Genomic DNA, 24,059 nt, shown 5'->3' on the forward strand with positions numbered 1-24,059 from the left:
TGAGAAACGTGATTTCTGCCTAAAGATAAAAATGCTGCACATGGTTTATAAGTAAGACGAAAAATGGTCGGAGATAAAGGAATGGATTCTTATGACTACAATTGAGTTGTGGATTGGCCCGGCCGGATCGGGAAAAACAGAAGAACTTGCCAGAGTTGCGGCTGAACAGCAGAACCAATTTCCGTTCGGTCCGCCTGTATACTGGATTACACCAACAGCAGTGGCCTTTGTGGCGGAGCAGCAGTTATTGTCCACAGTCAAAGCTGCAACGCGTGTCCAGGTATTGCCATGGGAGCGTTTTGTGGAGACATTATTTTTGCGATCCGGCAAAAAACCACCACGTTTCAATCAAACTGGACGACGGCTATTGCTGAGGCAGGTTTATGAGCAGGTAGCACCTTCGCTTCATCTGCTCCGTCGTGTGCAACCTTCTATTTCCTATCTTGATGCCATACTTGCAGTTTTTGAAGAGTTGACAGCATACGGCGCTCCATTGCATCGAATGGATGGCTGGTTAGAGTCGGCAGCGACTGAACTGGCATCTGTAAGTCATAGAGGTATGCGTCAACGAGGTCAATTGTTGCTTGATAAATTGCGTGAATTGACGATTCTCTATCGTGGATATCAGTCGGCTCTAAATCATTTGGGAGAAACTCAATTTTCAGAAGTGATTCCCTTAATAAAGGAAGCATCGTGGATACAAGGAGGAAAATTTTATTTTGACGGGTTTCTGGAATGGACACCAGCCATGCTGGCAGTGCTTCAGGAATTAGCGGAAAAAGCGGATGATATAGTCATCACCTTGCAAGGAGATGAACGTTTTTTCCAATCCAAAGAGGTACAAGCAGAGCTTGACAAAGTACGCAAAGGAGAAATTCCGCTGCACTCTCTGATGGATACCTTGCTTTCTATGCCAGAAGAAACAGCATGGCAATGGTTAAATCTACGTTCTTTGCTTTTAATGGAGGATGCCTTTACGGCAGAACGGGTGCGTTTTCGGTTTTTTTCTGATAAAGCTGAAAATCGTTTGGGTGAAGTGATGAGTTATAACAGTGTCGCAGAGGAATTGTACGCTGTAGCAGGTCGAATTTTACAACTTGCGGTGGAGAAGGACGCAAATTTTTCTGACATTGCCGTAGTTTTACCAAGAATGGATGAATATCAAGCGCAACTTGAAAGAATTTTTTCTTTGTTCCAGATCCCATACAACTTAGATGTTTTTTCTAAACTTTCTTCCCATCCTCTCGTACGCTATCTCATTTCATCTTTGCAATGCTTTCAATACGATTTCTCTTATGAATCTATGTTGAATTGGGGACCTGCTGAATTTTCCGGGATGAGTGACGAGATGCTGGATAGGCTCAAGAGTTACATCGAAACTTATCGTGTTTCTGGACAGGACATTTGGTTTTGTTCAGAACCTTGGCGGTTTGCATCCTTTCGAGAAAGTGTGAATAGAGAAGATTTTGCGGCTCAAGAAGATGCAAGAATGGACGAGTTGCGCCGTAGAGTGGTTGAGAGGCTGACGCCGCTTGCCGTATTTCGTCAGGCTGAACTCACGCCACATCAAGCTGCGCTTGCCATTTGGGATTTTCTGAATACTTCTGGTGCAGGATCTGTGATGGCGCAATGGATTACGGAACCGAAAAGTACGGAAGAATTACAAGTTGCTAGCCAGCACGAACAAGCATGGGATAAGCTGATATCCTTATTGGATAATCTTCACGTTCTATCGACGGAACATCCAATTTCCAATTCAAGCTTGCAAACGATTCTCTTGACTCATTTGCAAGAAGAGCCTTTGGCTGGCATCCCTGCTGGGCTGAACCGTGTATTGGTCACAACATATGAGCGGGCACGTTCTTGGCGCAAACCCTATGTATTTGTACTTGGATGCCATCAAAAAAATCTACCTGCACAGCGAGATAAGCAAAAATTATTGCAAGATGAAGATCGTTTGCTCTTTTATCAACTCTTCCATCATTCGCTTGGCTGGACAAGTAAAGAACAAAGAATGGCAAGTCAGGAAGAAGCTTATCAATTGATGACCCGTGCGAGTTGCAAAACCACTTTTACATGGTCTCGTTTTACAGAGGATGGAAGTGAGACGAGCCTATCCAATTATCTTCATCCAGCATTCTGTAAAGCTTATTGTCATCTACAAATCGGCGTGACAAAAGCTGAAAAAGAACATGCGGATGTTGTTCAAACCATCTGGTTGACACCTAATGCCGCTCAAGAAAGATTGTTTCGTGAATTGAGTGCTGCGTCGCACGGAGAGTCTATAGGCAGTTTGCCGTCGCTTCTGGAATGGTATATTCAGCAATCTCCCGATAGAGAAACCGAGAAATGGCAGGGCTTTCGATTTCAACTGGCATCCAAAAACTTACCTGAGGAACTTATGGAAAAACTTTGCGGCAGTGTTTTGGAGACTAACGCTCACGCGATTGAAAGCTATTATGCTTGTCCCTATCAACACTTTTCTCGTTTTATTTTGCGACTTCCAGAACCTCGCCTTTCGCTATCACGGGATGCGCGCGAGCGAGGCAATCTGTTGCATGAAGTGCTTTCTGTATATACTCAAAAATTCACAAAGAGTCCGGAGTTGTGGCAATCACTGACCCGTGAACAATCCTTGTTTTTTATGGAAGAGACATTACAACAAGTGTTGCATACCGCTCTTTATTCGGTATGGGAAAGTGAGCCGTTGAAGCAGGCAAACTTGCCGCATATTCGAAAGGTTTTAGAACTTGTTGCTGAATTGCAGTCTGAGGCTTCAAAGTACAGTTCTTTTAGACCGGTGTTGAGTGAAGCTTCGTTTGGTATGCCGAACGAAGCTGGCAGCATCATTTCTCCTTTACAAATTGTCGATGAGCAAGGTAGATTGACGAAAATTCGTGGTCGGGTCGATCGCGTTGAAGTAGATCCAGCACGTCAACTGTTTCGGGTTATCGATTTTAAAACCGGAAAGAAAAAAATGGATTTTAATTTATTTTTTCATGGTTTGCAATTACAGTTGCCACTTTATGGTCTGGTCTTGGAAAAAGCTAGTCAGGACTGGTGGAGTGAACCGCTTAGCTTGGCAGCCTTACATTATCAGCCACTTCATGTTGAGAGTAAATTATTGTGGGTTCCAGAAGATACGGCAAAAGCACGGCAGTCTATGATTCAATCTTTGCGCAGTTCTGGTTGGATTAAAGGTGATAAAAAAGTAGTAGAAGCTCTTGACCGACGTTTGATGCAAGGTGCTGCTACCCCGCTGTTTACAAAAGTTATGACTAAAAAAGAAGAATTTGATCAACGTGCACCGATCTTTTTGGAAAATATGTGGGATTGGATGAAAGAGCATGCCATTGAGAAGGTCAGCGCTTTTTCTCGTGAAGTGCGGCAAGGGAGTGTGGCTGTGACGCCTTATCGTCTTCCTGGTGGTCAAATGGCATGTCGCTATTGCAATTTCCAGCCGCTTTGTCATTTTGAACCTCATCATCACGGAAATGTAGTGCGACGTTTAAGTCAAGTGACGAAATCTTCATTTTTCCTAGACGAAAATCAACAGGTCCTTGGGAAAGAGAGTGAAGCGGATTGAATTCCTGGTTACTGCCGTCTTTTACCACCAGTCAACTGCAAGCCATCACAGCTAAAGAAGGCGATACCCTGGTTTTTGCGGGAGCCGGATCGGGCAAAACTTCGGCGCTAGTGGAGCGAGTGCTTTATATGTTACTGAACGAACCGGAGATGAGTATGGAGAGAATGCTGCTCGTGACTTTTACAGAAGCAGCAGCGGAACAGATGAAGGCACGAATTGGCAAACGTCTGCAGGATTGTCTGCAAGGACCATTGACAACAAGTGAACGCCGCAAAGTCTTGCTCGCCTTGCGGCAGTTACCGTATGCGCAAATCTCCACTCTTCATGCTTTTTGTAACGAAGTCGTCAAGAAAAATTTTTTATTACTTGGTATTAGCCCTGATGTACGTTTGATGGACGAAGCTGAGCAACGTTATATGTGGCATCAGACGGCGAATGTTGTGGTGGAAGACCAGTTGCAGAATCCGCCGGTGCAACTCCTCATAGATTCTCTAGGTCTTCAAGCGGAAAAGCTTGCTGAAGTCTTAATGGATTTGTATCGTTTGGCGGTCAGTCAACCTGAACCTATCGCTTGGTTGACGCGAATTCAAGAACAATTCGCTGCAGGTGAACAATTGGTAGATGAACCTTGGTTTAAAGATTTTTTTCAATGGGTAGCTGATGGTGTGGAAGAATCTGGTATTTATTTACGCAAAGCATGCGATTTGGCGTCTATGGATGAATCTTTGCAGCGTTATCATGATTCTCTTGAGCAAATGCTCCTGCTTTGGCCCTCCTTGTCGAAGGCGCTTACTGACAGGAAGATAGAGGACGTTTCTGCGTCTATCGAGGAAATGCTCAACCGTACTGGAAGACCGGCTGTCAGAGGAAGTGCGCCTTATATTGAAGAGATAAAACTGTTGCGCAATGAAGCTATGAGCTTATTGAAAAATCGTCTGGAATTGTTGAAGCGAGGCAGCATCGCACTTCATAGTGATCTGATGATTTTAAAACCAGCCGTCGACCAGTTGATCGATTTGACAAAGTTGTATGCTGAACGGCTTTGGAAAGAAAAGTTGATCTTGAATGTATTGGATTTTCATGATTTAGAACAATTAGCGTATCAGGTTTTAAGCAGATCGGATACCGCTGAGCGCCATCTTCTCCAGGAACAGTTTATTGCCGTGTTTATTGACGAATATCAAGACACGAGTCCTATACAAAATCAGATTCTCCAAGCGATTCGTCGGCCTGATGGCAACCTTTTTATGGTTGGAGATATTAAACAGAGCATATATCGATTTCGTATGGCAGAACCGAGTTTATTTCTGGAAGCTTTCACTGAAATGCGTCGTGATCGACCGTCGTCAGTGGTTTATTTGCAAGAAAATTTTCGCAGTCGAGTGGAAGTTGTAGAATTTGTGAACTGGTTGTTTCGTCATTTGTTTCAAGAAGATACCGTAGGGTTTGTTTATGACGAACAGGCCGAGATGCGAGCGGCAGGTCAATATCCGGATGGTCAAGGTAGTGTAGAAATACATTTGATTGAAAATACTCATCAGCCAGAAGATCGAGAGGCAGACCAAGATGATGAAGAGGGTTCTGCAGATTGGCAAGATCTTTTGAACTTTGAGAAGGAAGCTCATTATGTGGCTTGGCAAATTGCTGCCATGATTGGCAAAATCCCTGAACAAATGCCTTATAAAGTTTGGGATGGCGAACAGCAGCAGTTGCGAACAGCGCTTGCTTCAGATGTTGCCATTTTACTGCGTTCACCAAAGGGACGAACGGGCGCGCTGGTCGATGCGTTATTCAAATATGGCATTGCTGCACAAAGTGACGAACAAGAAAGTCAAAAAACTGGACTTGAGATTGTCTGGTTACATGCTTTAATGGCAGTTCTGGTCAATGCTCGCCGCGAGTTTGATCTCGCTGTACTCTTGAAATCGCCGTTTGTACGTTTACAGGATCAACAATTAGCGGAAATCAGGACGTTACCATTTCGCCATCTGACAGAAGCAGTTCGTCTGGCAGCTTCGGCGCAGGAATTGCCTGACGGTAGTCTAATCAGCGAGCAGACACGAAGTGACCTCAGGCGTTTTCTGAGTCAATTACAATCATGGCGTCATGCCTTAAAGGAACGTCCCTTTTCTAACGTACTTCGTCAAATTGTTGCCGAGACCAACTATCTCGAATATGTCCTTGGAATGCCTGATGGTACTTTTCGTGCTCAGCAAGTGGAGGCTTTTCTGAAACGTGCTGATAAATTTGTTGAGGGGCATGCCGATCATCTTAGTGATTTTTTGGCTGTAGAGGAGCGTCTGCAAGGCATGGCTTCTCCATCGGTGACACAGATGGGTGAAGGAGAAAACAATGCGGTACGAATTCTCTCTATCCACAAAAGTAAAGGACTAGAGTTTCCAATTGTTTGGATTGCTGGGCTAGGCTCTGGTTTTAACCGTAAAGATTTAAAACGATCGCTGTTTTTGCACCGACACTATGGGATTGGTCCGCAGATGCGCGATATATTATCGATGCAACGCTGGAAAACAGCCGTCCATTTGGCTATGGAGCATCGAGAAGAGGCCGAGATGATGGCTGAAGAAGCGCGTATTTTATACGTTGCTATGACAAGGGCAAAAGAGCATTTGCGTATTTCTGGTTATTTACCTAAAAGTGAGAATCGTATAGCAGAGTTGTTGCTGCAATCTGAATCTAACAGTTTCTCCGCCGCTTTTCGCCACGCAGCAAATATGGGGGAATGGTTTCTTTTAGCCTTTTGTCGAACTGCTCCCTTGCGAAATCTTGTCGAGAGTCAATTGGAACAATCAGGAGAAGCTAAGAGCATGCAGTGGGAGAATTTTAGAGTTAAGGTGATTCCACAGTCCTCTCTGGAATCCATGTTTGTCCATCAAATTGAAGAAAAAGGGAAAAATTCCAACCCGTCGTTGCGACTGAAGGATTCAGAGTCAGTGAGTGATTGGTTGCACCGCTTGAAAAGTCAGTTCACTGATAGAAATTCCTTGACCGTTCGAGTGGTTGAACCGCCCCAATCGTTTGATTTTGCAGCCAAAATTTCCGCCACGGAGCTGCGGAGGTTGGTCCGAAAGCAAGAACAAACACTTTCGAGTGGGAGAGCAGAGCAACTTTTAGCCAAACCCATTTTTGCTATGGATGGCACTATAAGTGGGCGCCATCGCGGTACAGCATTCCATCAAGTCATGTTGCATTTACCGTTTGCTGAAAAACTGTCAGAAGAGAAGTTGTGTGAAGTTTTAAATGATCTGGTGGCCGAGGGTAAAATCACAGAAGACATACGTTTATCTGTAGATCTTTCGTCCATTCAACAGTGGTTGAACAGTGAATTGGCAACTCGGTTGCGTCACGCTGAAATCGTATTGCGAGAGCAACCGTTTTTCGGCAAATTATCTCTTTTCTCTCAAGGCACTTCAGATGTAGATCCGTTTGTCATTATTCAGGGTGTGATGGATGTGTTGGCAAAAGATAAACGGGGTTGGTTTGTGGTGGATTATAAGACCGATCGCGTTCAAAAACAGGGTATACAACACTTGCTGAAAGACTATCAACCGCAGATTGAAGTTTATCGACGGATCGCCCAAAATGTAGTTGGTGAAGATGTTCAAGCTTATCTGTATTTCGTGGATGCAGCCGTTACATGGGAGGTACTGCCTATTTCACTGGAGCAGATGCTAGGAAGTGGTATTCTGAGAGAGGATATTTAGGTAAAACAGAGGACGACATCACATAAAATAGGGCAGACATGAAAAGTCCGCCCTATCCGTTCGTTGTCCTACGAGATGTTTGTTAGCCTCGGTTTAAGAAGAAGCAAGTTTTGTGCGCAACATCTCATTTGTAGAAATTTTGTCCTTTAAATCAGAAAGCAGACTTTCGGCAAGAGAAGGAACAGCCATAGCGAAGGATAGATTCGCGCGCAACCATCCTTCCAGGTTTCCAATATCGTGACGAGTGCCCAGAAAAGGATAAGCTTCAACCAAATTTTTTTGCGCCAGAGTTTCAATGGCGTCTGTGAGTTGAAGTTCCCCTCCCAGTCCAAGCGGTGTCTCTTCAAGGATGTCAAAAATACTGGGTGGCAAGACATATCGTCCTAGTACAGCCAAATTAGATGGGGCATTATCGGAGTTTGGTTTCTCGATTACAGATTGCACGGCGAAAGTACCACTGGAAGGGTTGACGACTCCAGATGGTTTGACGATTCCGTATTTGGATACATCTTTCGCTGGCACTTGTTGCACACCAAGCAATGCCTTGTCGCCCTGTGTATAGTTAGATATCAATTGGGCAGTGACAGGCACTTCTGCCTGAATAATATCGTCTCCGAGGAGAACAGCAAACGGCTCTTGCCCAATGAATGATTTGGCGCAAAGAATAGCGTGTCCCAGCCCGAGTGGAGTTTTTTGACGCACATAATGGATGTCCACCATGTCTGAAATTTTTTTGACCTCTGTCAGCATGCTGGATTTTCGGCTTTGTTCTAAATGAAATTCCAATTCAGGAGAACGATCAAAATGGTCTTCAATAGCTTTTTTCGCTCTGCCAGTAATCAGCAGGATTTCTTCAATACCTGCGTAAACAGCTTCTTCAACAATATATTGAATGCATGGTTTATTCAGGATGGGCAACATCTCTTTTGGAACAGCTTTCGTTGCTGGCAACATGCGAGTTCCAAATCCGGCAGCAGGAATGACTGCTTTCCGCACTTTCATGCCCGCACACCTCCTTCGCGCATTAAAAAAATGAAGAAATTAATCCATGGATTGGTTGTTCATTTTGATATTCACTGAGCATCATTATACTGCACCAAAGACGTAACAGCTAATTCTAGGCACTTCGACATGATTGTGGAGAATCCTGCAATGGTAGTTTTTCATTCAATTCAATGGATACTCTGCGAGTTTTCAATTTTGAACTTCCATCAAAGGAGACAAAATAATGTCTGAATGGACATGGTTGCATCAATATTTTCCTATTGCTGATATAGAGTTGATGGGTCCACCCATTCCTGCCAAAGCGGCTAATGTTTTAGTCCGAACGGTACGACAAGTGAGTTCAGGGGAGGAACGTACATTTACAGTTCGTGTGGCCCCGCATCCAGTCGCTCCATTTCAACATCATCCCTGGCTACAGTCATTTTCAGAAAATGAATTGTTATTCCCCGGAAATGCAGTGCGGGATTTTCGCATAAATATCTATAAAGATTTGAAGGAATTGCCGCCTTTTCGAAAATAATCAGTCACAAATAGATAAATGTGACCTATAATATGATATAAATACTGGATCGACACGATATATTGTGTCATAATTAAATTGGGAAACAAATAGAACCATTGATGAATCAGGAAGGTGTGGATGCGCTCAATGAGGACGCAGCAATTGCAACCCGCTCAATTGGTGGAAGAAGCCATTCGCAGAAATGAAGGTGTACTTTTGTCGAATGGTGCACTATGCGCAGAAACTGGTCAATTTACCGGAAGATCGCCGAAGGATAAATATTTTGTCTCTTCTCCAGGTTTTAGTGCTCCTCCGGATATGCATCGGTGGTTATCTGAAGAGGTTTTTGAAAGTCTTTTGCAACGAGCCATTCTTCACCTTGAAAATACAGGTGCGTATCAATTTGATGCGATTGTCAATCAGCATCCTAAATATGCGGTACCCATTCGCTTCTATACAGAATTTGCTTGGCATAATCTGTTTGTCCAAAATCTATTTTTGCCGGGTCAACCAGATGCGGAACCAGTCTATACGGTTTATGGTGTACCCAATATGAAAGCCAATCCAGAATCAGACGGTACTCAGTCTTCCACATTTATTGTGATTCATCCAGGTAAAAGAATTGTTTTAATTGGTGGTACAGAGTATGCTGGAGAATTGAAAAAATCCATTTTTACACTGATGCATCATGATTTGGTCAGCCGTGATGTACTTCCTATGCATTGTAGCGCATCGTTAGGTCAACATGGAGATGTAGCACTCTTTTTTGGTTTGTCGGGTACTGGAAAAACAACACTCTCCGCTCATCCTGAGCGCTCGTTGATTGGCGATGATGAGCATGGCTGGGGAGACGATGGTGTATTTAATATGGAAAATGGCTGCTATGCAAAGTGTATTGGATTGTCAGAAGAGAAGGAGCCGGATATTTACCGCGCCATTCGTTTTGGAACTGTACTTGAAAATGTGGTTTACGACGAATATCGCCATCCGCTCTATCATGATGATTCAAAGACGGAAAATACGCGCGCAGCCTATCCACTAGAATTTATCGAAAAATCTACTCCCGAACCGAGAGCAGGCCATCCAAGCGCTATTGTTTTCCTTTCTGCTGATGCAACGGGTGTGCTTCCCACAGTTGCTCGTTTGCAACCCGAAGATGTGAAACGCCATTTCTTGCTCGGATATACAAGTAAATTAGCAGGAACGGAGCGGGGGGTAACGGCTCCGGAACCTACCTTCTCTGCTTGCTTTGCAGCTCCCTTTATTACAGATTCTCCTAGTCGATATGCGCAAATGCTGATGGAACGTGTGCAACAGCACCAGGTTCCTGTTTATCTATTGAACACAGGCTGGCCTGGTGGCGGCATTGCACGCACAGGCAGAATGCCTCTCGTCAGTACACGCGCTATAGTGGATATGATCCTGAGCGGACAGTTAGCAAATGTGGAATACCGCCGAGACGATGATTTGATGATGGATATCCCTGTTGCTCTCGACGGTATTGAGTCGCGCTATTTACATCCTGAGGAAGGTTTTACAGATAGTGACGCCTACATGAAGGAAAAAACGAAGCTTGTTCAAGCGTTTCAATCTCGATTACAAACGCTATTGCCGAAAGGAACGGGAGAGTGGACAGAGACAGGGCAATTGGCGTCTATCAAAGCTTAAATTTTGGCGGCTGAGAAACCTTTCATCACATGGAAATCCAGACCTGACAGCTTGGTTAGCTGCTGGTCTGGATTTTTCATTCAGTGTGCTATATTTCAGTGAGTGATTTTAGGAAAAGGCAAGAGGAAGAATTTGTATATTTACCCAACTTTCTTTCTTTAGCTGAGATTCTTGACTTTTCATGATAGCTTGACAGTCAGCTAAACCACGTACTAAGCCTGGTGACTGTTGTTCACTTGGCCAAACATGCCATACTCCGTCTATGATGCGTGCTTTAGAACGCAAAAAACGCACATGTGGAACAGATTTTAAATGAATATCTTCGGCCAGTCGCGCACGTGTTTCAAAAAGGTGGATTTGTTCGCTTTGGCTGTACAAAATGGCCGGACGAAGAAGCACATGGTACTGGATATACATAGCAGATGGATTGCCAGAAAGACCAATCAGTTTACACTGGTTCACTTTTCCTGCTACAAAGGGTCCACCTGGACGCATAAGCACACGAGAAATCGATAATTTGCCTGCTATATTTTCTAGAATGCTTGGTACAAAGTCAAAATCGCCTTTGGAAACACCGCCTGTTAGAATAACCCAATCTGACGTATGGACGGCATTTTCAATCGCCTCTTGCAATTTTTCACGCTGGTCGGGAATGTGAGCGTGTCTTACAATGTGTGCACCGTCGGCCCGCAAAGCGTTTTCCAAAAACATGCCATTAGAGCCATAAATCTTTCCTGGTAGAAGCGGCGTTCCAGGTGAAATAAGTTCAGATCCGGTAGTGAGAATACTGACACGGGGCTTATGGAAAACTCTTACCCGTTCTTGACCAAAGGCTGAAAGAATGGCTAAGTGCTCAGCGTATAGGCGAGTGCGTGCCGGAATTAACAGTTCTCCAGGTTTGCCGTCCATCCCCGCGTTTTGAATGGATTCACCGCGAGCTGCAATCTCCAGTATACGAATCATATTTCCCTGTTTAAGCACTTCACACCATTCATGACGAACTACAGCAGCTGTTCCTTCAGGTATAGGTGCACCCGTCATAATTTTATAGCAAGTACCAGGTTGCAACTTCTCCGTCGGCCAGTCTCCTGCCGCCAATCGCCCCATCACTTTCAAAGGTTGATTGCCTTGTCGATCCGCTTCTGTGACTGCATAACCGTCCATCATAGCGCGGTGGAATGGAGGTACATGGGTCTGCGAGAAAACTTCTTCTGCTGTAATTCGCCCTAAAGCTTGAGCAATAGGTAGAGATTCCGCCTCATTTTGGCTGGAAGCTGCAAGTTCCAATATACGTTGTAAAGCTTCCTCATAGTCTATGGGAACCATTTTTGACATATCTATTCGTCCCCGAATTCAGTTGGATAAAATCTCTTCAATTCTCTCCAATGCGTCCGTTGGCAGAGTGCGTCCAACGGCTTTAACATTTTCTACAATCTGTTCAGGGCGCGACGCACCAATTAAAGCAGAACTTACGCTTGGTAAGCGCAGTACCCAAGCAATCGCTAATTGTGCTAAGGACATGCCTAGATCATTGGCGACCTGAATCAAAGACTCAATTTTCGTCAATTTATCCTCAGTTAAGTAGCGTTCTACAAAATGGCTCACTCGTTCCGTTGTGGCTCTTGAACCAGAAGGCAATGGCTGTCCTTTTCGATATTTTCCGGTCAATACTCCTTGGGCAAGTGGAGAAAAGACAACTTGTCCAATACCCGCTTCATCACAAACTGGAATGACATCAGATTCGATGTATCTCTGGAACATGTTGTAGACAGGCTGGCTCGCAGCTAGTTTATGTAAGCCGAGTTCTTTTTGGATGCGGCGTGCGTTTGCGATTTCCACGACGGGCCATTCACTGATACCAGCATAGCGGACTTTACCTGCTATAACGAGATCGTCCAGAGCACGAAGCGTTTCTTCTAAATCAGTGTTAGGGTCGAAACGATGGCAATACAAAATATCGACATAATCAACACCGAGAGACTTTAAGCTTTCATCGATTTGAGCCATAATATGCTTGCGGGACAATCCACTTTCGTTAGGGCGTTTGCCAATTGGAAAATAAACTTTGGTTGTGAGTACATAACTTTCTCTTGGATAAGGTCGCAACGCCTCACCCAGTACAACTTCTGCGGCGTGTGGCACAGAGCCGTAAACATTTGCGCAGTCAAAATGGTTAATCCCCTGCTCGTAGGCTTCTTTCACACAGGCCATAGATGCTTCACGTTCGGTGACAGTTCCGTATGTGAGCCAACTGCCAAGCGCAATTTCTGACACTTGCAAACCTGATTTTCCTAATCTGCGATACAGCAACGCTGACATCCCTCACTTTTGGGGTCAAACATGCTCAATAAGCGCTCGAACCCTCTTTTGAATAGGTCTCTATTTTAGGTATGAAAAAAGACCTTGTATTTATTTTAGCGAAGTTATGTAAGCAGGCGCAAACAAAAAACAGACTTCGCAACGGATTGGCACTTTGCGCATCAGCATGCCCTGTGGTAGTGTACTGGTGAAAAGAGGTAATCTACAAAAGGAGACAGGATAAATGGCTTCATCTTATCAACAACCACCAGCAATGCAACTTCAAGATGGCTCTCGATATGAAGCTCTCGTTAAAACGAATAAAGGTGAATTTACCATTGAGTTGTTTGCTTCGAAAACTCCTTTAACTGTGAATAATTTTGTTGCTTTGGCGCGGGACGGATATTATAATGGAGTAATTTTTCACAGAATCATTCGTGAATTTATGGTGCAAACAGGTGATCCGACAGGTACGGGAGCTGGTGGTCCAGGCTATCGCTTTCGAGACGAGTTGCCGCCTGTAGAACCTTATGGCCCAGGAATAGTGGCGATGGCCAATGCTGGTCCAAATACAAATGGCTCGCAATTTTTTATTTGTACCGGCTCTCAATGTCAACATTTAAACCGCCAACCGAATTATACGGTATTTGGCAAAGTCGTTCATGGCATGGATGTAGTGCTGAAAATAGCGGCTACACCTGTAAGACGATCTCGTTCAGGTGAAATGAGTGAACCGGAAGAAAAAGTCATGATGGAATCAGTGGAGATTTTGCAGTACGACGCTTGATGGGTTGCTTCTCACGCGACACCCTATGCGCAAGGTAGGAAACGTGAAGAGCAAGGAGATGAGGTAATCTGAGCAGAGTCGCATTTGTGACAAGCGGCGGCAAGGGTTTAGGTCATGCAACAGTTCGCTGTCTGTTACGGGCTGGTTTTGATGTCGCTTTTACATATGGCAAGAGTCGTAAACAAGCAGAAGAACTTGTTGCAGAAGCTGAATCTCTGGGTCGGCGGGCAATGATGATAGAAACGGATCTGTTTAGTCGAGCAGAGACGGTAGCAGCGGTACACAAAGCTATTCAGGCGTTTGACAGGATCGATGCCTTGGTTCACAATTTTGGTCCTTTTGTTTTTGAACGAATTCCCCTCTCTGATTATTCGGATGAGAGCTGGCAAAAGTTGCTTGATGGCAACTTGAGTAATTTTTTGTGGATTTATCGTGAGGTATTGCCTGGCATGCGGAGTCGAGGTTTTGGACGCATCGTCACGATTGGCTTTGCCGGTGCTAAAGATGCAGTGGGATGGCGTTATCGAGCGCCCTATGCGGCCATAAAGGCAGGTTTGGCATCACTGACACAATCGATTGCTCGAGAAGAACGACAAAATGGCATTACTGCCAACATGGTTTGTCCCGGAGATATTCGTGGGGCCAATAAAAGTAAGCTGATTGAAGAAGTGTTCGAATCAGATAATCCTTTAGCCCGACCGCCTGTGGGAGAAGATGTGGCACGTGTGATTGCTTTCCTTTGCGCAGATGAGAGTGCGCAAATCAACGGCACCATTACAGAAGTAACCGGAGGCTACGATATACTTGCCTATGATGATGGCACGGATGTAGTTACCGAAACCATTCAATATATCGAAGGAGATAAGGTTTGGGTGGTTCCTTGGCAGAAAACTGCCCATATAGAAGAAGTGATTAAGATTCCCAATCGCCTTACTACTTACAAACTGAAGTCAGCAGAGGGGATGTCTGGGCAGTTTACAGCATACCAATTGCAGCCCGTGTAGAGATCCATTTCTGTGCAACGGCCATGCTGTCTTCGGCGAAAGCATCTTAAACATGAAGCAAATTCCCGAAAAGGCAAAGACTTTTTCGGAGCACCTGAAAAGAGGTGGCAACGATGGCCCATGCGGATACTCTACGGCGCTATTTTCCGGCTGTTCAGCAACAAGTCTATTTGAATACAGGCTCCAATGGCGCTCTGCCGGAAAGCAGCATACAGGCTATGCAGTCGGTGCTTGAATATCTGTTGCACAATGGTCGAAAGAATACGGTTTATGCTCGTGAAGTACAGCGGGTTTCAAGTACCATTAAAGAAATGCTCGGTCAAATGTTGGATGTGCCGAGTCATAGTCTCGCTTTAACGGAGAGTACTACACATGGTATCAACATTATTCTTTGGGGCATAGCGCTGCAACCAGGCGATGAGATCATTGTGAGCGATTTAGAACATGAAGGTGTTCTGCTGCCACTCTTTGTCCAGCGGGATAGGCGTGGAGTGGTTATCAAACGCTTTTCAACTGCAGGAAGAAAAGAAGATTGGCTTCCATCGCTGACTCGTATGATTACTCCACGTACGCGAATGATAGTTGTTTCACATGTTACCCATCTGATGGGAAAACGCTTGCCGGTTGAAGAAATTTCCAAAATTGCGCACGATCACGGTATCTATTTGTTGGTAGATGGTGCGCAGGGAGTAGGGGCAGAGAGAGTCTCCCTGCGTCAGATGGGCTGCGATTTCTATGTGTTTCCTGGACATAAATGGTTGTGTGGTCCTGATGCAACAGGAGCCTTGTATATCCGACCTGACTTGCAAATTGAGATGTTTCAAACGTTTGTCAGTTCCTCGTCTTTGGCAGGCTCTTCGGCACAATCTTTTTCAGCTGACGGAAGCTATCTATGGGCAGAAGGGGCGGCGCGTTTTGAGCACTTGCATGCAGATTTACTTCGTTTGTCTGGGTTGCTAGAGAGTCTAAAAGTCATTCATATTCAAGCAGGACTCGATTTTATTCAAGCTCGCATTGCTGGATTGACATCTCGATTCATGGATGGATTATTGGAGCTCCCTGAATGGCAGATTCTTACCCCCAGAGATGCTCGAGCTGGATTGATTCACGTCCGGTTACCCAGAAATGTTTCTTTGGACGCTTTGCAACAGATGTTTCATCAGCGCGATATCGATGTCAAACTGTTTGCGAAAGAACGAGTTTTGCGTGTAGCACCGTCTTTTTACAACAATGAAGACGATGTGGATCGATTCTTACATGCACTGTTTGAATTTACGGAAAGTAAATAAGACCATGTTTTTAGATGGCTACTCGTGAGAGAATTTTTTCTTACCTCGTTAGGCAGGTAAAGGACTGTGGGGGCTATTACCTGCCATTTGCGTCATTTTAAACGAACACATATTTCGTAGATTATTTTCGTCCCGGGTTGGATATCGAACTAAGTGCAATTGAACCGTTGTTTGTGCGACAGAAAATTTCTGTATGTGAAGAAGTATCGGATACTAGACGATGAAAACGTACAGAGTTTTTAAACGCTCCTAGCTCTCTCTCAGATGTAAATTCGTTTTCATCAAGTTGGATAGAACCTACAGATGTGCGCAGAGTGCCTGACACTTGTCCTTGATGATGTATACCTGAAATCTCTATTTTGCCGTTTTTGGTATTTGCAGTAAGATGTTCTGTTTTGGAATGAATGGAATCAAACAACTGGATACGACCATTAAAACTCTCCAATCGAATCTGTTCTGCATTTACACCCTGCAGTATAATCGCCCCGTTTAAAGTTTCTACATGCATGGTCTTTACATCGGTATTTAGCGCATCAATTGCACCGTTATGAGAGTGAATACGCAAATGCATTTCCACGTTTTTAGGTACAAAAATATCGATATGAGCACGTAGAAGTAAATTTTTATCACGAGTGTTGGCTAAACGCAATCGGCTAGAACTCTCTGTTTGAGTATTTTCCAGGCACTCTGCAAGATATGTTTTGGCATCTTCTTGAGTTGCCTGGCGCATAGTAGCATGGATATAGACACGCGAGTACGGCTCTGACCACCCCTCCACATGTACTTCTCCATTTTGCAGAGAGAAAGAGAGATCTTTTATGGATGGTGGCAGATGTAACTCATGAACGGCTTTGACGGTGTTTTGCCAAAATAGCCATTCTTCGCCCTGTTGTTCGATATTTCGCCGCAAGTCGGTCATAGAATCGGCAAGAATGGTTTTCAGTTGGGAACCCCACTGTTTCCATTCCTGTGTTGCCTTATCAATGTGTGTACTAAGAGGCGGCAGTGTGAAAGTGCGGACAGTTTTTTGATCGATTGCTTGCAGTAGACGATGTGCTTCATCGGCGTTGATTTTACCATTTTCGAGCATCTCGAGAATTTTCATGCGTTCTGAGTCGTGTTGAGCCATGTTCAGTTGTCTCTCCTCTCAGTTCTTCCAGCGCTTCTTCAACAGTAACTTCACCGGCTTCCAGGCGTTCTAGAACAGATATGGTTTCTGTGGCCGGAAACGTTTGTTCTGAGGTCCAACCGAGATCTTTAAGAATTTGATCTAATCGTGATCGGACTGTTGGGTAAGAAATGTTTAATGATTTTTCTACTTCTCGTATGTTGCCACGACAGCGGAGAAATGTTTCCACAAAATGCAGTTGTTCTTCACGCAGGTTCCACAAAGGAGAGGCGTAAAAGTCTCCTTGAATGCGGGTTGCGCAATGAGGACAGGCGAGTTCTGTCACACGCAAACTGCCATGGCAGGCGGGACAGGATTTCGGCAAAGTGTACGGCATAGAATCCCTCCTGAAGAGATATTAACAATGTATTTAATAATATTCAATATCGTCATTGAATTTGTTTATAAATGACCCTGTTTAAAGTTTGTTTTTAAATGAATAAAAGCCAATTCGTCTAATTTGCCATAGTACAGTACAATGGAGAAGTAAATGATTGAAATTGAGTGAAAAAAGAGGGATAACTATGAGCGGTCAAAGAAACGTTTGGATTCTTAACGGAATGCGTACGCCGTTTGGCTCGTTTGGCGGCTCGTTAGCCACCGTGCGCGCTACTCAACTAGGTGTCATCGCAGCCAAAGCAGCATTGGAAAAAGCGAATGTGGAGCCGCAAGATGTGGATAACGTTGTCTTTGGCAGCGTTATTCAAACGGATGGTGGATCAGCTTACCTAGCTCGCCATATTGGATTAGACGTTGGGGTTAAACAAACTGTACCTGCTTTAACGGTCAATCGTCTCTGTGGTTCAGGTTTGCAAGCGGTTGTTTCCGCAGCAGCGAGTATTCAGCTAGGCGATAGTGAAGTAGCGCTTTGCGGCGGTGCAGAGTCCATGAGCCAGTCACCTTACGTCTTACGCCAGGCTCGTTTTGGTTATCGTATGGGTGATGCGAAAGCAGTCGATATGCTGTCGGAAATTTTGACAGATTGTCGAGGAGATTTACCTATGGGCATTACAGCTGAGAATCTTGCTGAGGACTATGGGATTACGCGTGCAGAACAAGATGAATTTGCTCTTTTAAGTCAGGCAAGAGCTGCGCAAGCACAAGCATCAGGGCGTTTGGCTCAAGAAATTGTCGGTGTACCAGTTCATACGCGTAAAGGCGAGATGATAGTGGATCAGGATGAGCATATCCGTCCCGATACGACACTTGAGGCTCTTGGAAAATTGCGTCCTGCCTTCCGAACGGACGGTACGGTTACAGCGGGTAATGCTTCCGGCATTAATGACGGTGCAGCTGCTCTTTTAATCGCTTCAGATACGGCGGTGGATGCCCACGGATATCAACCGTTAGCCAGACTGGTAAGTACAGCAGTTGTGGGGGTCGATCCGTCACGCATGGGTATTGGTCCTGTGCCTGCCATTCAGCTTGCTCTGGAACGTGCAGAGTGGAGTTTGTCGGATGTTGATTTATTTGAGGTTAATGAAGCTTTCGCTGCTCAGTATTTAGCAGTCGAGAAAGCTTTACAACTTCCGCGTGACAAAACCAATGTAAACGGTGGTGCGATTGCATTGGGACATCCTGTAGGAGCGAGTGGGGCACGCGTATTGTTGACACTTATCCGTGAGCTTCAGCTTCGCGGACTCAAACGTGGTGTTGCATCGCTTTGTATAGGCGGTGGGCAAGGGATTGCCGTAACTGTTGAACGCGTATAGAAGAAATTAGCTGTTTAGTACCCGGCGTAATCCTTTTGGATACAAATTGTTAAGTCGCCCCGGTACAGCCTTGGCAAAACCAAGGGGTACGGCATCAAGCCAGGTTAAAAGCAAGTACCCCCTTTGATTTGTAGAGATAGCCATGGCCTCTCCGCGTAAATAAGCCAGAGCTTCTTGCCCCGGTAAATCTAGAGACTTTGCAAATGCGCTAGGATGTGCGCCGCTTGCAAGAGCTTGGTGAGGTATAAGCTTTCCCTCTCGAAGATGCGCCAGGGCAAGACCGGGGCGCAAGGTTTTGACAGGGACTAAGGGTTTCGGCAATGGAGATTGGGAAAAGAGTACATTTCCCTGTTGGATGGGGAATCTCCATTCATCAGGTATGGATGCTTGCCAAGTTTCGTTAAGAAAGTCGAGCCATAGATGAGTCGAGTCCTTTGGGTTCGACTTTGTTTTTTCTCTTTGCGGTGATTTCTTTATAGAATGATTGAATGATGTAGTTTGAGACGGAGCTACTTTTTCTAAAAGAGCAATAAAATGTCCTTCTCCTGCTAGCAAATGAGGCCAGCATCGACGCACATGTTTGACAATGCCCGGATGAATACCGGGAATATCAAGCCCCAAACTCCAATTGGGTAAGTTGTTAATCGGCAATAAGCGTAAGGGAAAGTGTTTCAATAGCCAGTCTATCATCCACTCGTTTTCTATAGGGTTCAGAGTACATGTGGAGTAAACAAGTCGTCCACCAGGTTTGAGCAGTTTGACTGCTTCATGGAGGATGTTTTTTTGTCGTTCAGCGCATTTGGCAGGTAGTTCTGGATTCCATTCTTGGCGTGCCTCCGCAGATTTGCGAAACATTCCTTCACCAGAACAAGGTGCATCTACCAGAATAGCATCGAATATTTCTGGCCAAGCAGCAGCAAGAATCGAAGGATCGGATTGGGTAACGGTTGCCTGAACGCCACATCTTTCTAAATTTTCTGCGAGTACCGTGACACGTTCAGGATGTATTTCATTAGCGACTAACCAGCCACTCCCGTGCAATTTTTTTCCTATTGCTATGGATTTACCACCAGGAGCTGCACACAGATCGAGAATCCATTCGCCTGGCTTAGGCTGCAGAACTTCAACAACGCCCATGGCTGACGGTTCTTGGACATAGAAGCAGCCAGTTTGGTGAACGAGGGTCTGACCTATCTTTACTTCTTCGGGGAGATAAAATCCATCTTTACACCAAGGAACCTGATTTTGTAGCCATGTTGTCAATTCGTCTGGTAAAGTCGGTAATTTTTCCATGGCATATATAGGGATTTGCTGATTTCCTAATGGCTTCTCAGCAGTTTCGATTTCAAACCGTTGCAAACGTGCTCCGCGAATGCGCGGCATATATAAACTTTGCGTAAAATCTTTGAGAAAATTCAGGGAAACATAAGGAGCTAACGTTTTTGTAAACGTTTGGATAACATCGTCCATTCTTAGTGGGAACCAACCTTTCTTTGGCTTGAGTATTTGTAGAAGACCTATTCTATCTCGTGAAAAACGACTTGTCTTCACCAAATGTGGCGTGTATCATGTTGCGGTAGATTTTAATACGCACCAATATGTACAAAGATTGTACACTTTCAAGATGAGTGAAATTGTTATCTTGTCGTCCGGAACGCTTTGTGAGAGGAGAATGCAGCATGTTGACTCAACCAACGCGTGAACTGGTTGTGGTTCCTAATCCACATCCAACGCGTGTTTATACGGTAGAAATGGACTGCCCAGAATTTACTACGCTTTGTCCTATGACAGGACAACCTGATTTTGCGACCATCTATATTCAATATCAACCTGGAGAACATCTGGTTGAACTCAAGTCGCTTAAACTTTATCTTTGGTCATTTCGAAATGAAGCTCACTATCACGAGGACGTGACCAACCTCATTCTAAACGACTTCGTGGCTGCTGCCAAACCGCGCTATGCCAAAGTGGTAGCAGATTTCACAGTGCGCGGGGGAATTCATACAAAAGTAACTGTGGAGTATTCAGAAACAAATTGATTGATATTGGGATGAATGAAAAAATTGGCCCCGATTCATCTGCTAAACGACTGAATCGGGGTTTAATTCATAGTTTTTACCTATCGATAAAGTACATGTTCAGTTCTCTTGCGGAGCATCAAGACTATACTCAGGTGGCCATGGATGATGGCGGACTATTGATTGAATGTGGTTCTGCTCATCAACAAAAACGACTTTGGCCTCCAGTGAATCCCATTCTTCATCGGAAATCCATGCTGTAGAAAGCACGATAATCGTATCACCCGGTTGAAAATGCCGAGCCGGAGGACCATTGAGGCAGACAGTACCAGCGCCTTCTGTACCTGGTATGGCATAAGTGTGCCAGATAGTTCCGTTTTGCAAATTAGTAATTTGAACCATTTCATGTGGGCGAATGTCGGCCGCTTTCATTAACAGCGGATCGAGCGTAATAGAGCCCATATAATTTAAATCCGCCTGTGTGACGGTAATTCGGTGTAGCTTGCCTTTGCAGACATGACGAAGCATGAAAATCCTCCTTAAAAAATAGGTTCACCGACAAAGTTGGCTTCTATTTACTGACTCTCCTCAACAACACTCCTCTGCATATACTGTGGCGATGTGACGGCTACGGTACGAAACGGAGTGTGGGTTCTCAATGCTCAACAATCAACCGGTGATTGGCGTTGCCACCACCACAGGATGCAGAAAACAAGCAGATGGTCACATTCGCCCCGCCTCTTTTTATTGTCAAATAGCTGAGCGGGCAGCCGAATATGGAACACAAGTTTGTTTGTTCGATCCGGCTCAAGCGCATTGGAAAGCAGAAAAAATGGAAGCTTATTTTCCTGTTTCAAAACGTGCGCCCTATGGACATTGGAACAAAAAAGAGGTTTCGTTGCCTAGTGTAATTTATGAAAATATCTTTGTCCACTTGAATATTCGCGGATATTCAGATGAACTGAGACGTCAGGCAACTTTGCGGGGAATACCTCTTTTTAATCCAGTATTGCCAGGCAAGTGGCGTATGGCGGAGTGGATGCGGTCGTCTGGTTTAGACAAATACATGCCAGAAACAGAAAAGTTGAAATCGACTGAACAATTGCTGGATCGTTTGCGGCATTGGGATACAGTTTACATCAAGCCGACAGGTGGATATGGGGGGGTTGGAGTCACTCGTGTCCGCAAATTGGGACACAATAGATTTGCCGTAGCTTGGGATCGTTCACAAGGAAGTATTGCGCAAGTGCGTAAAGAGATGGATGAACGCAAATTACGGGATTGGGTCACAACCCGACTTCGACGACCGCATCTGTTGCAGGAAGGAATTAATCTGTTAACGATTGAGCAACGGAAAGTTGATTTCCGTGTGGTTTTGCAGCGTAACTTGCAGGGGGAATGGAAATTGGTCGGTATCGTACCTAAGTGGGCGGCAAAGGATGGAGTGGTCACAAACGTCATTGCTGGCGGCGAACGCGTGTCTTTGCTTCAAATCCAAAATGCAGCACATGCAGAAGGAAAAGAAATTTCAATCCAACCTATGCAGCAGGCTGCCTTTGAAATTGCTCGGATGATGGAGAGAAAAAAACCTTTTATCGGCTTGGTAGGTTTTGATATGGGAATAGACGAAAAAGGAAATCCTTTGATGATTGAAATGAATCCCAAGCCTGCGCGTAGCTTGCTGGATTCAGGCATGCGGCGCAAAGCGGCGTTTCTTGCAGCGGAATTCGCCATTTATTTGAATAACCAGAAATGATTTATAAGTGAAATGGTTCGTAGGAAAGTCAAAACGTTGCTATAAGTTGTTATAATGAGTGAGCGCCAAACGGGCTCACTTTTTTGATACCCATTCTAGCGGTTAATGGAATCTGTAGGGACTTATGATTCAAATTGGGAGAATCGATTTTATGGACAATCGTCAGGCAACTTTACGATGGAAACAAGCGGTTCCTCGCGAATCGTATACGTTTGTAGCAGCGAGTCTTGTCAATTCTATTGGCTCATCGCTACTCTGGCCACTGATAACGATATACGTTCATAATGTGCTGCATCGCAACTATGCTGAAGCTGGCTTTGCTCTACTTTTGCAAGCGCTGATGGGGGTATTAGGCCAGTTTGTTGGTGGGGCGCTTTATGAAAAAGTTGGACCCAAACGTCTGATTGTAGGTTCACTTCTGATGACCGGTTTCGCCCAGTTTAGCCTGATATTTGCCAAGGCTTGGGTTCCTTATCTGATTGCGATGATGATTATAGGTTTTTTGAATCAGACAACGATGCCAGCCGTCAATGCGTTTGTTGGATTCCGTTGGCCACAGCATCGTAACCAGCTGTTTAACCTGATGTATGTGAGCAATAATATAGGAGTAGCAGTAGGTACTTCTCTGGCGGGCCTCCTTGCTTCCATTTCGTTTAATTTAACCTTTCTTTTCAATGGGCTTACTACCATTTTTTTTGCTTTATTTTTTTATCAATATCTACGCAAGCTTGGGCTTTCGCTCGATCAATTCATACCGTTCTCTGGGCAAGCTGGTGAACAAAGCAGTCTTTTCAGTTTGCTCTTAAACATGCGTCTCTATCTCTTTTTGGCTATTGGCAGTCTTTTGACGTATTTAGCCACATCTGCCTGGAATTCTGGAGCTGCTCCATATCTCAATCAACATGGGCAACCACCGAGTATGTATAGTTGGCTGTGGACTGTCAACGGATTGGTTATTCTTTTAGGTCAGCCCTTTACGTCCATGTTGAATCGTTGGCTCACCAAGTCACTGAATTCGCGACTGATTGCAAGCGCTCTATTTTACGCTTGCGGGTTTTCTGTCATATGGATAAGGCACTCTCCTTACATTTGGCTTATGATGGGGATGATTATAGCCACTTTTGGAGAAATGCTCATGAGTCCTGTTGTGCCTGCCATCATCACCCAGACGACTGGTCGCAATGCTGCTTTTTATCTTGGAGTAGTAGGTAGTGTGGGAACGGTTGGACGCTTGGTTGGACCGCCATATTTTGGCTATTTGTTTGATCAAAAAGGAATTTCACCAATCCTTTTGGCGGCGACAGTCAGTTCATTGCTTGCCGCTTTCTCTTTTATAGTTTTTTCCTGGTGGCTAAAGCAGGGAACATATGCTGGCGAAGAGCAAAATATCCCGCAATCCATGTGAGTCATATCTAAAAGCAACGTATTTTTGTCACAGAGAAGATGCTTCAAATCTGGGTTTTAGATTTACACTTTTATAAAGTATAGAAAAAAGGACAGAATGCTATCAAAATTGAACTATTTATTGCAAACAGTTTGAGCAA

General features: G+C 44.7%; 18 protein-coding genes. 11 read left to right on the top strand and 7 right to left on the bottom strand.

Annotation, left to right across the window (positions count from 1 at the left end):
* Positions 1-91: 91 nt before the first annotated feature.
* Together FY534_RS04745 and FY534_RS04750 are read left to right on the top strand one after the other, a co-directional pair.
* The gene (locus FY534_RS04745; protein ID WP_203115329.1) at positions 92-3,586 is read left to right on the top strand and encodes a PD-(D/E)XK nuclease family protein; all 3,495 of its coding nucleotides are present in this window, start codon (positions 92-94) and stop codon (positions 3,584-3,586) included.
* A complete protein-coding gene (locus FY534_RS04750; RefSeq protein ID WP_203115330.1) occupies positions 3,583-7,308 on the top strand; it encodes a UvrD-helicase domain-containing protein in 3,726 nt (1,241 codons plus the stop codon). Before FY534_RS04745 ends, FY534_RS04750 begins: the two co-directional genes overlap by 4 nt.
* 93 nt (positions 7,309-7,401) lie before the next feature.
* On the opposite strand, the gene galU is transcribed toward FY534_RS04750, so the two are convergent.
* Entirely contained in the window at positions 7,402-8,310 is a 909-nt protein-coding gene (galU, locus tag FY534_RS04755; RefSeq protein WP_072872650.1) for a UTP--glucose-1-phosphate uridylyltransferase GalU, read from the bottom strand.
* 226 nt (positions 8,311-8,536) lie between these two features.
* Between galU and FY534_RS04760 the strand changes: the two genes are divergently transcribed.
* Together FY534_RS04760 and FY534_RS04765 are read left to right on the top strand one after the other, a co-directional pair.
* Positions 8,537-8,833, top strand: coding sequence for a hypothetical protein (locus tag FY534_RS04760; RefSeq protein ID WP_072872649.1), 297 nt, complete (start codon positions 8,537-8,539; stop codon positions 8,831-8,833).
* A 129-nt stretch (positions 8,834-8,962) separates the two neighbouring features.
* The gene (locus FY534_RS04765; RefSeq protein WP_203115331.1) at positions 8,963-10,483 is read left to right on the top strand and encodes a phosphoenolpyruvate carboxykinase (ATP); all 1,521 of its coding nucleotides are present in this window, start codon (positions 8,963-8,965) and stop codon (positions 10,481-10,483) included.
* 108 nt (positions 10,484-10,591) lie between these two features.
* Here the strand turns inward: FY534_RS04765 and glp are convergent, their stop codons facing one another.
* Both glp and FY534_RS04775 read right to left on the bottom strand, forming a co-directional pair.
* Complete coding sequence (gene glp, locus FY534_RS04770) at positions 10,592-11,818, bottom strand: molybdopterin molybdotransferase MoeA (protein ID WP_203115332.1); 1,227 nt, start codon at positions 11,816-11,818, stop codon at positions 10,592-10,594.
* An 18-nt stretch (positions 11,819-11,836) separates the two neighbouring features.
* Entirely contained in the window at positions 11,837-12,793 is a 957-nt protein-coding gene (locus FY534_RS04775) for an aldo/keto reductase family protein (protein ID WP_203115333.1), read from the bottom strand.
* 232 nt (positions 12,794-13,025) lie between these two features.
* Between FY534_RS04775 and FY534_RS04780 the strand changes: the two genes are divergently transcribed.
* The 3 genes from FY534_RS04780 to FY534_RS04790 all read left to right on the top strand — a co-directional run bounded on the left by FY534_RS04780 (position 13,026) and on the right by FY534_RS04790 (position 15,861).
* Complete coding sequence (locus FY534_RS04780) at positions 13,026-13,568, top strand: peptidylprolyl isomerase (RefSeq protein ID WP_203115334.1); 543 nt, start codon at positions 13,026-13,028, stop codon at positions 13,566-13,568.
* Between the two features lie 86 nt (positions 13,569-13,654).
* The gene (locus FY534_RS04785) at positions 13,655-14,572 is read left to right on the top strand and encodes an SDR family oxidoreductase (protein WP_238413668.1); all 918 of its coding nucleotides are present in this window, start codon (positions 13,655-13,657) and stop codon (positions 14,570-14,572) included.
* A gap of 113 nt (positions 14,573-14,685) precedes the next feature.
* The gene (locus tag FY534_RS04790) at positions 14,686-15,861 is read left to right on the top strand and encodes an aminotransferase class V-fold PLP-dependent enzyme (RefSeq protein ID WP_238413669.1); all 1,176 of its coding nucleotides are present in this window, start codon (positions 14,686-14,688) and stop codon (positions 15,859-15,861) included.
* 121 nt (positions 15,862-15,982) lie between these two features.
* Here the strand turns inward: FY534_RS04790 and FY534_RS04795 are convergent, their stop codons facing one another.
* On the bottom strand, positions 15,983-16,990 hold the full coding sequence (locus tag FY534_RS04795) for an SHOCT-like domain-containing protein (RefSeq protein WP_203115336.1): 1,008 nt from the start codon (positions 16,988-16,990) through the stop codon (positions 15,983-15,985).
* Positions 16,935-17,366, bottom strand: a complete 432-nt coding sequence (locus FY534_RS04800; protein ID WP_072872641.1) for a DUF2089 domain-containing protein — start codon at positions 17,364-17,366, stop codon at positions 16,935-16,937. Before FY534_RS04800 ends, FY534_RS04795 begins: the two co-directional genes overlap by 56 nt.
* Before the next feature lie 187 nt (positions 17,367-17,553).
* On the opposite strand from FY534_RS04800, the gene FY534_RS04805 reads away from it, so the two are divergent.
* Positions 17,554-18,741, top strand: coding sequence for an acetyl-CoA C-acetyltransferase (locus tag FY534_RS04805; protein WP_203115337.1), 1,188 nt, complete (start codon positions 17,554-17,556; stop codon positions 18,739-18,741).
* Positions 18,742-18,747: 6 nt separating this feature from the next.
* On the opposite strand, the gene FY534_RS04810 is transcribed toward FY534_RS04805, so the two are convergent.
* A complete protein-coding gene (locus tag FY534_RS04810; protein ID WP_203115338.1) occupies positions 18,748-20,211 on the bottom strand; it encodes a methyltransferase RsmF C-terminal domain-like protein in 1,464 nt (487 codons plus the stop codon).
* 209 nt (positions 20,212-20,420) lie between these two features.
* On the opposite strand from FY534_RS04810, the gene queF reads away from it, so the two are divergent.
* Positions 20,421-20,780: a preQ(1) synthase gene (queF, locus tag FY534_RS04815; RefSeq protein WP_072872638.1), complete on the top strand. Its 360-nt coding sequence runs from the start codon at positions 20,421-20,423 to the stop codon at positions 20,778-20,780.
* 99 nt (positions 20,781-20,879) lie between these two features.
* Here queF and panD read toward each other — a convergent pair whose 3' ends face one another.
* The gene (gene panD / locus FY534_RS04820) at positions 20,880-21,287 is read right to left on the bottom strand and encodes an aspartate 1-decarboxylase (protein ID WP_072872637.1); all 408 of its coding nucleotides are present in this window, start codon (positions 21,285-21,287) and stop codon (positions 20,880-20,882) included.
* Between the two features lie 130 nt (positions 21,288-21,417).
* Between panD and FY534_RS04825 the strand changes: the two genes are divergently transcribed.
* Complete coding sequence (locus FY534_RS04825; protein WP_203115339.1) at positions 21,418-22,515, top strand: YheC/YheD family protein; 1,098 nt, start codon at positions 21,418-21,420, stop codon at positions 22,513-22,515.
* Positions 22,516-22,666: 151 nt separating this feature from the next.
* The gene (locus FY534_RS04830; RefSeq protein ID WP_072872635.1) at positions 22,667-23,920 is read left to right on the top strand and encodes an MFS transporter; all 1,254 of its coding nucleotides are present in this window, start codon (positions 22,667-22,669) and stop codon (positions 23,918-23,920) included.
* The last annotated feature ends 139 nt before the right edge of the window (positions 23,921-24,059 follow it).

Origin of the sequence: Alicyclobacillus sp. TC (genome assembly GCF_016804365.1) — a bacterium.
GTDB lineage: Bacteria > Bacillota > Bacilli > Alicyclobacillales > Alicyclobacillaceae > Alicyclobacillus_I > Alicyclobacillus_I tolerans.

Excerpts from the sequence above, each read along its gene's own strand:
- FY534_RS04745 (WP_203115329.1), top strand. The coding sequence starts at position 92 with ATGACTACAATTGAGTTGTGGATTGGCCCGGCCGGATCGGGAAAAACA.
- galU (WP_072872650.1), bottom strand. The coding sequence starts at position 8,310 with ATGAAAGTGCGGAAAGCAGTCATTCCTGCTGCCGGATTTGGAACTCGC.
- FY534_RS04760 (WP_072872649.1), top strand. The coding sequence starts at position 8,537 with ATGTCTGAATGGACATGGTTGCATCAATATTTTCCTATTGCTGATATA.
- FY534_RS04765 (WP_203115331.1), top strand. The coding sequence starts at position 8,963 with ATGAGGACGCAGCAATTGCAACCCGCTCAATTGGTGGAAGAAGCCATT.
- glp (WP_203115332.1), bottom strand. The coding sequence starts at position 11,818 with ATGTCAAAAATGGTTCCCATAGACTATGAGGAAGCTTTACAACGTATA.
- FY534_RS04780 (WP_203115334.1), top strand. The coding sequence starts at position 13,026 with ATGGCTTCATCTTATCAACAACCACCAGCAATGCAACTTCAAGATGGC.
- FY534_RS04790 (WP_238413669.1), top strand. The coding sequence starts at position 14,686 with ATGGCCCATGCGGATACTCTACGGCGCTATTTTCCGGCTGTTCAGCAA.
- FY534_RS04795 (WP_203115336.1), bottom strand. The coding sequence starts at position 16,990 with ATGGCTCAACACGACTCAGAACGCATGAAAATTCTCGAGATGCTCGAA.
- FY534_RS04800 (WP_072872641.1), bottom strand. The coding sequence starts at position 17,366 with ATGCCGTACACTTTGCCGAAATCCTGTCCCGCCTGCCATGGCAGTTTG.
- FY534_RS04805 (WP_203115337.1), top strand. The coding sequence starts at position 17,554 with ATGAGCGGTCAAAGAAACGTTTGGATTCTTAACGGAATGCGTACGCCG.
- FY534_RS04810 (WP_203115338.1), bottom strand. The coding sequence starts at position 20,211 with ATGGACGATGTTATCCAAACGTTTACAAAAACGTTAGCTCCTTATGTT.
- queF (WP_072872638.1), top strand. The coding sequence starts at position 20,421 with ATGTTGACTCAACCAACGCGTGAACTGGTTGTGGTTCCTAATCCACAT.
- panD (WP_072872637.1), bottom strand. The coding sequence starts at position 21,287 with ATGCTTCGTCATGTCTGCAAAGGCAAGCTACACCGAATTACCGTCACA.
- FY534_RS04825 (WP_203115339.1), top strand. The coding sequence starts at position 21,418 with ATGCTCAACAATCAACCGGTGATTGGCGTTGCCACCACCACAGGATGC.
- FY534_RS04830 (WP_072872635.1), top strand. The coding sequence starts at position 22,667 with ATGGACAATCGTCAGGCAACTTTACGATGGAAACAAGCGGTTCCTCGC.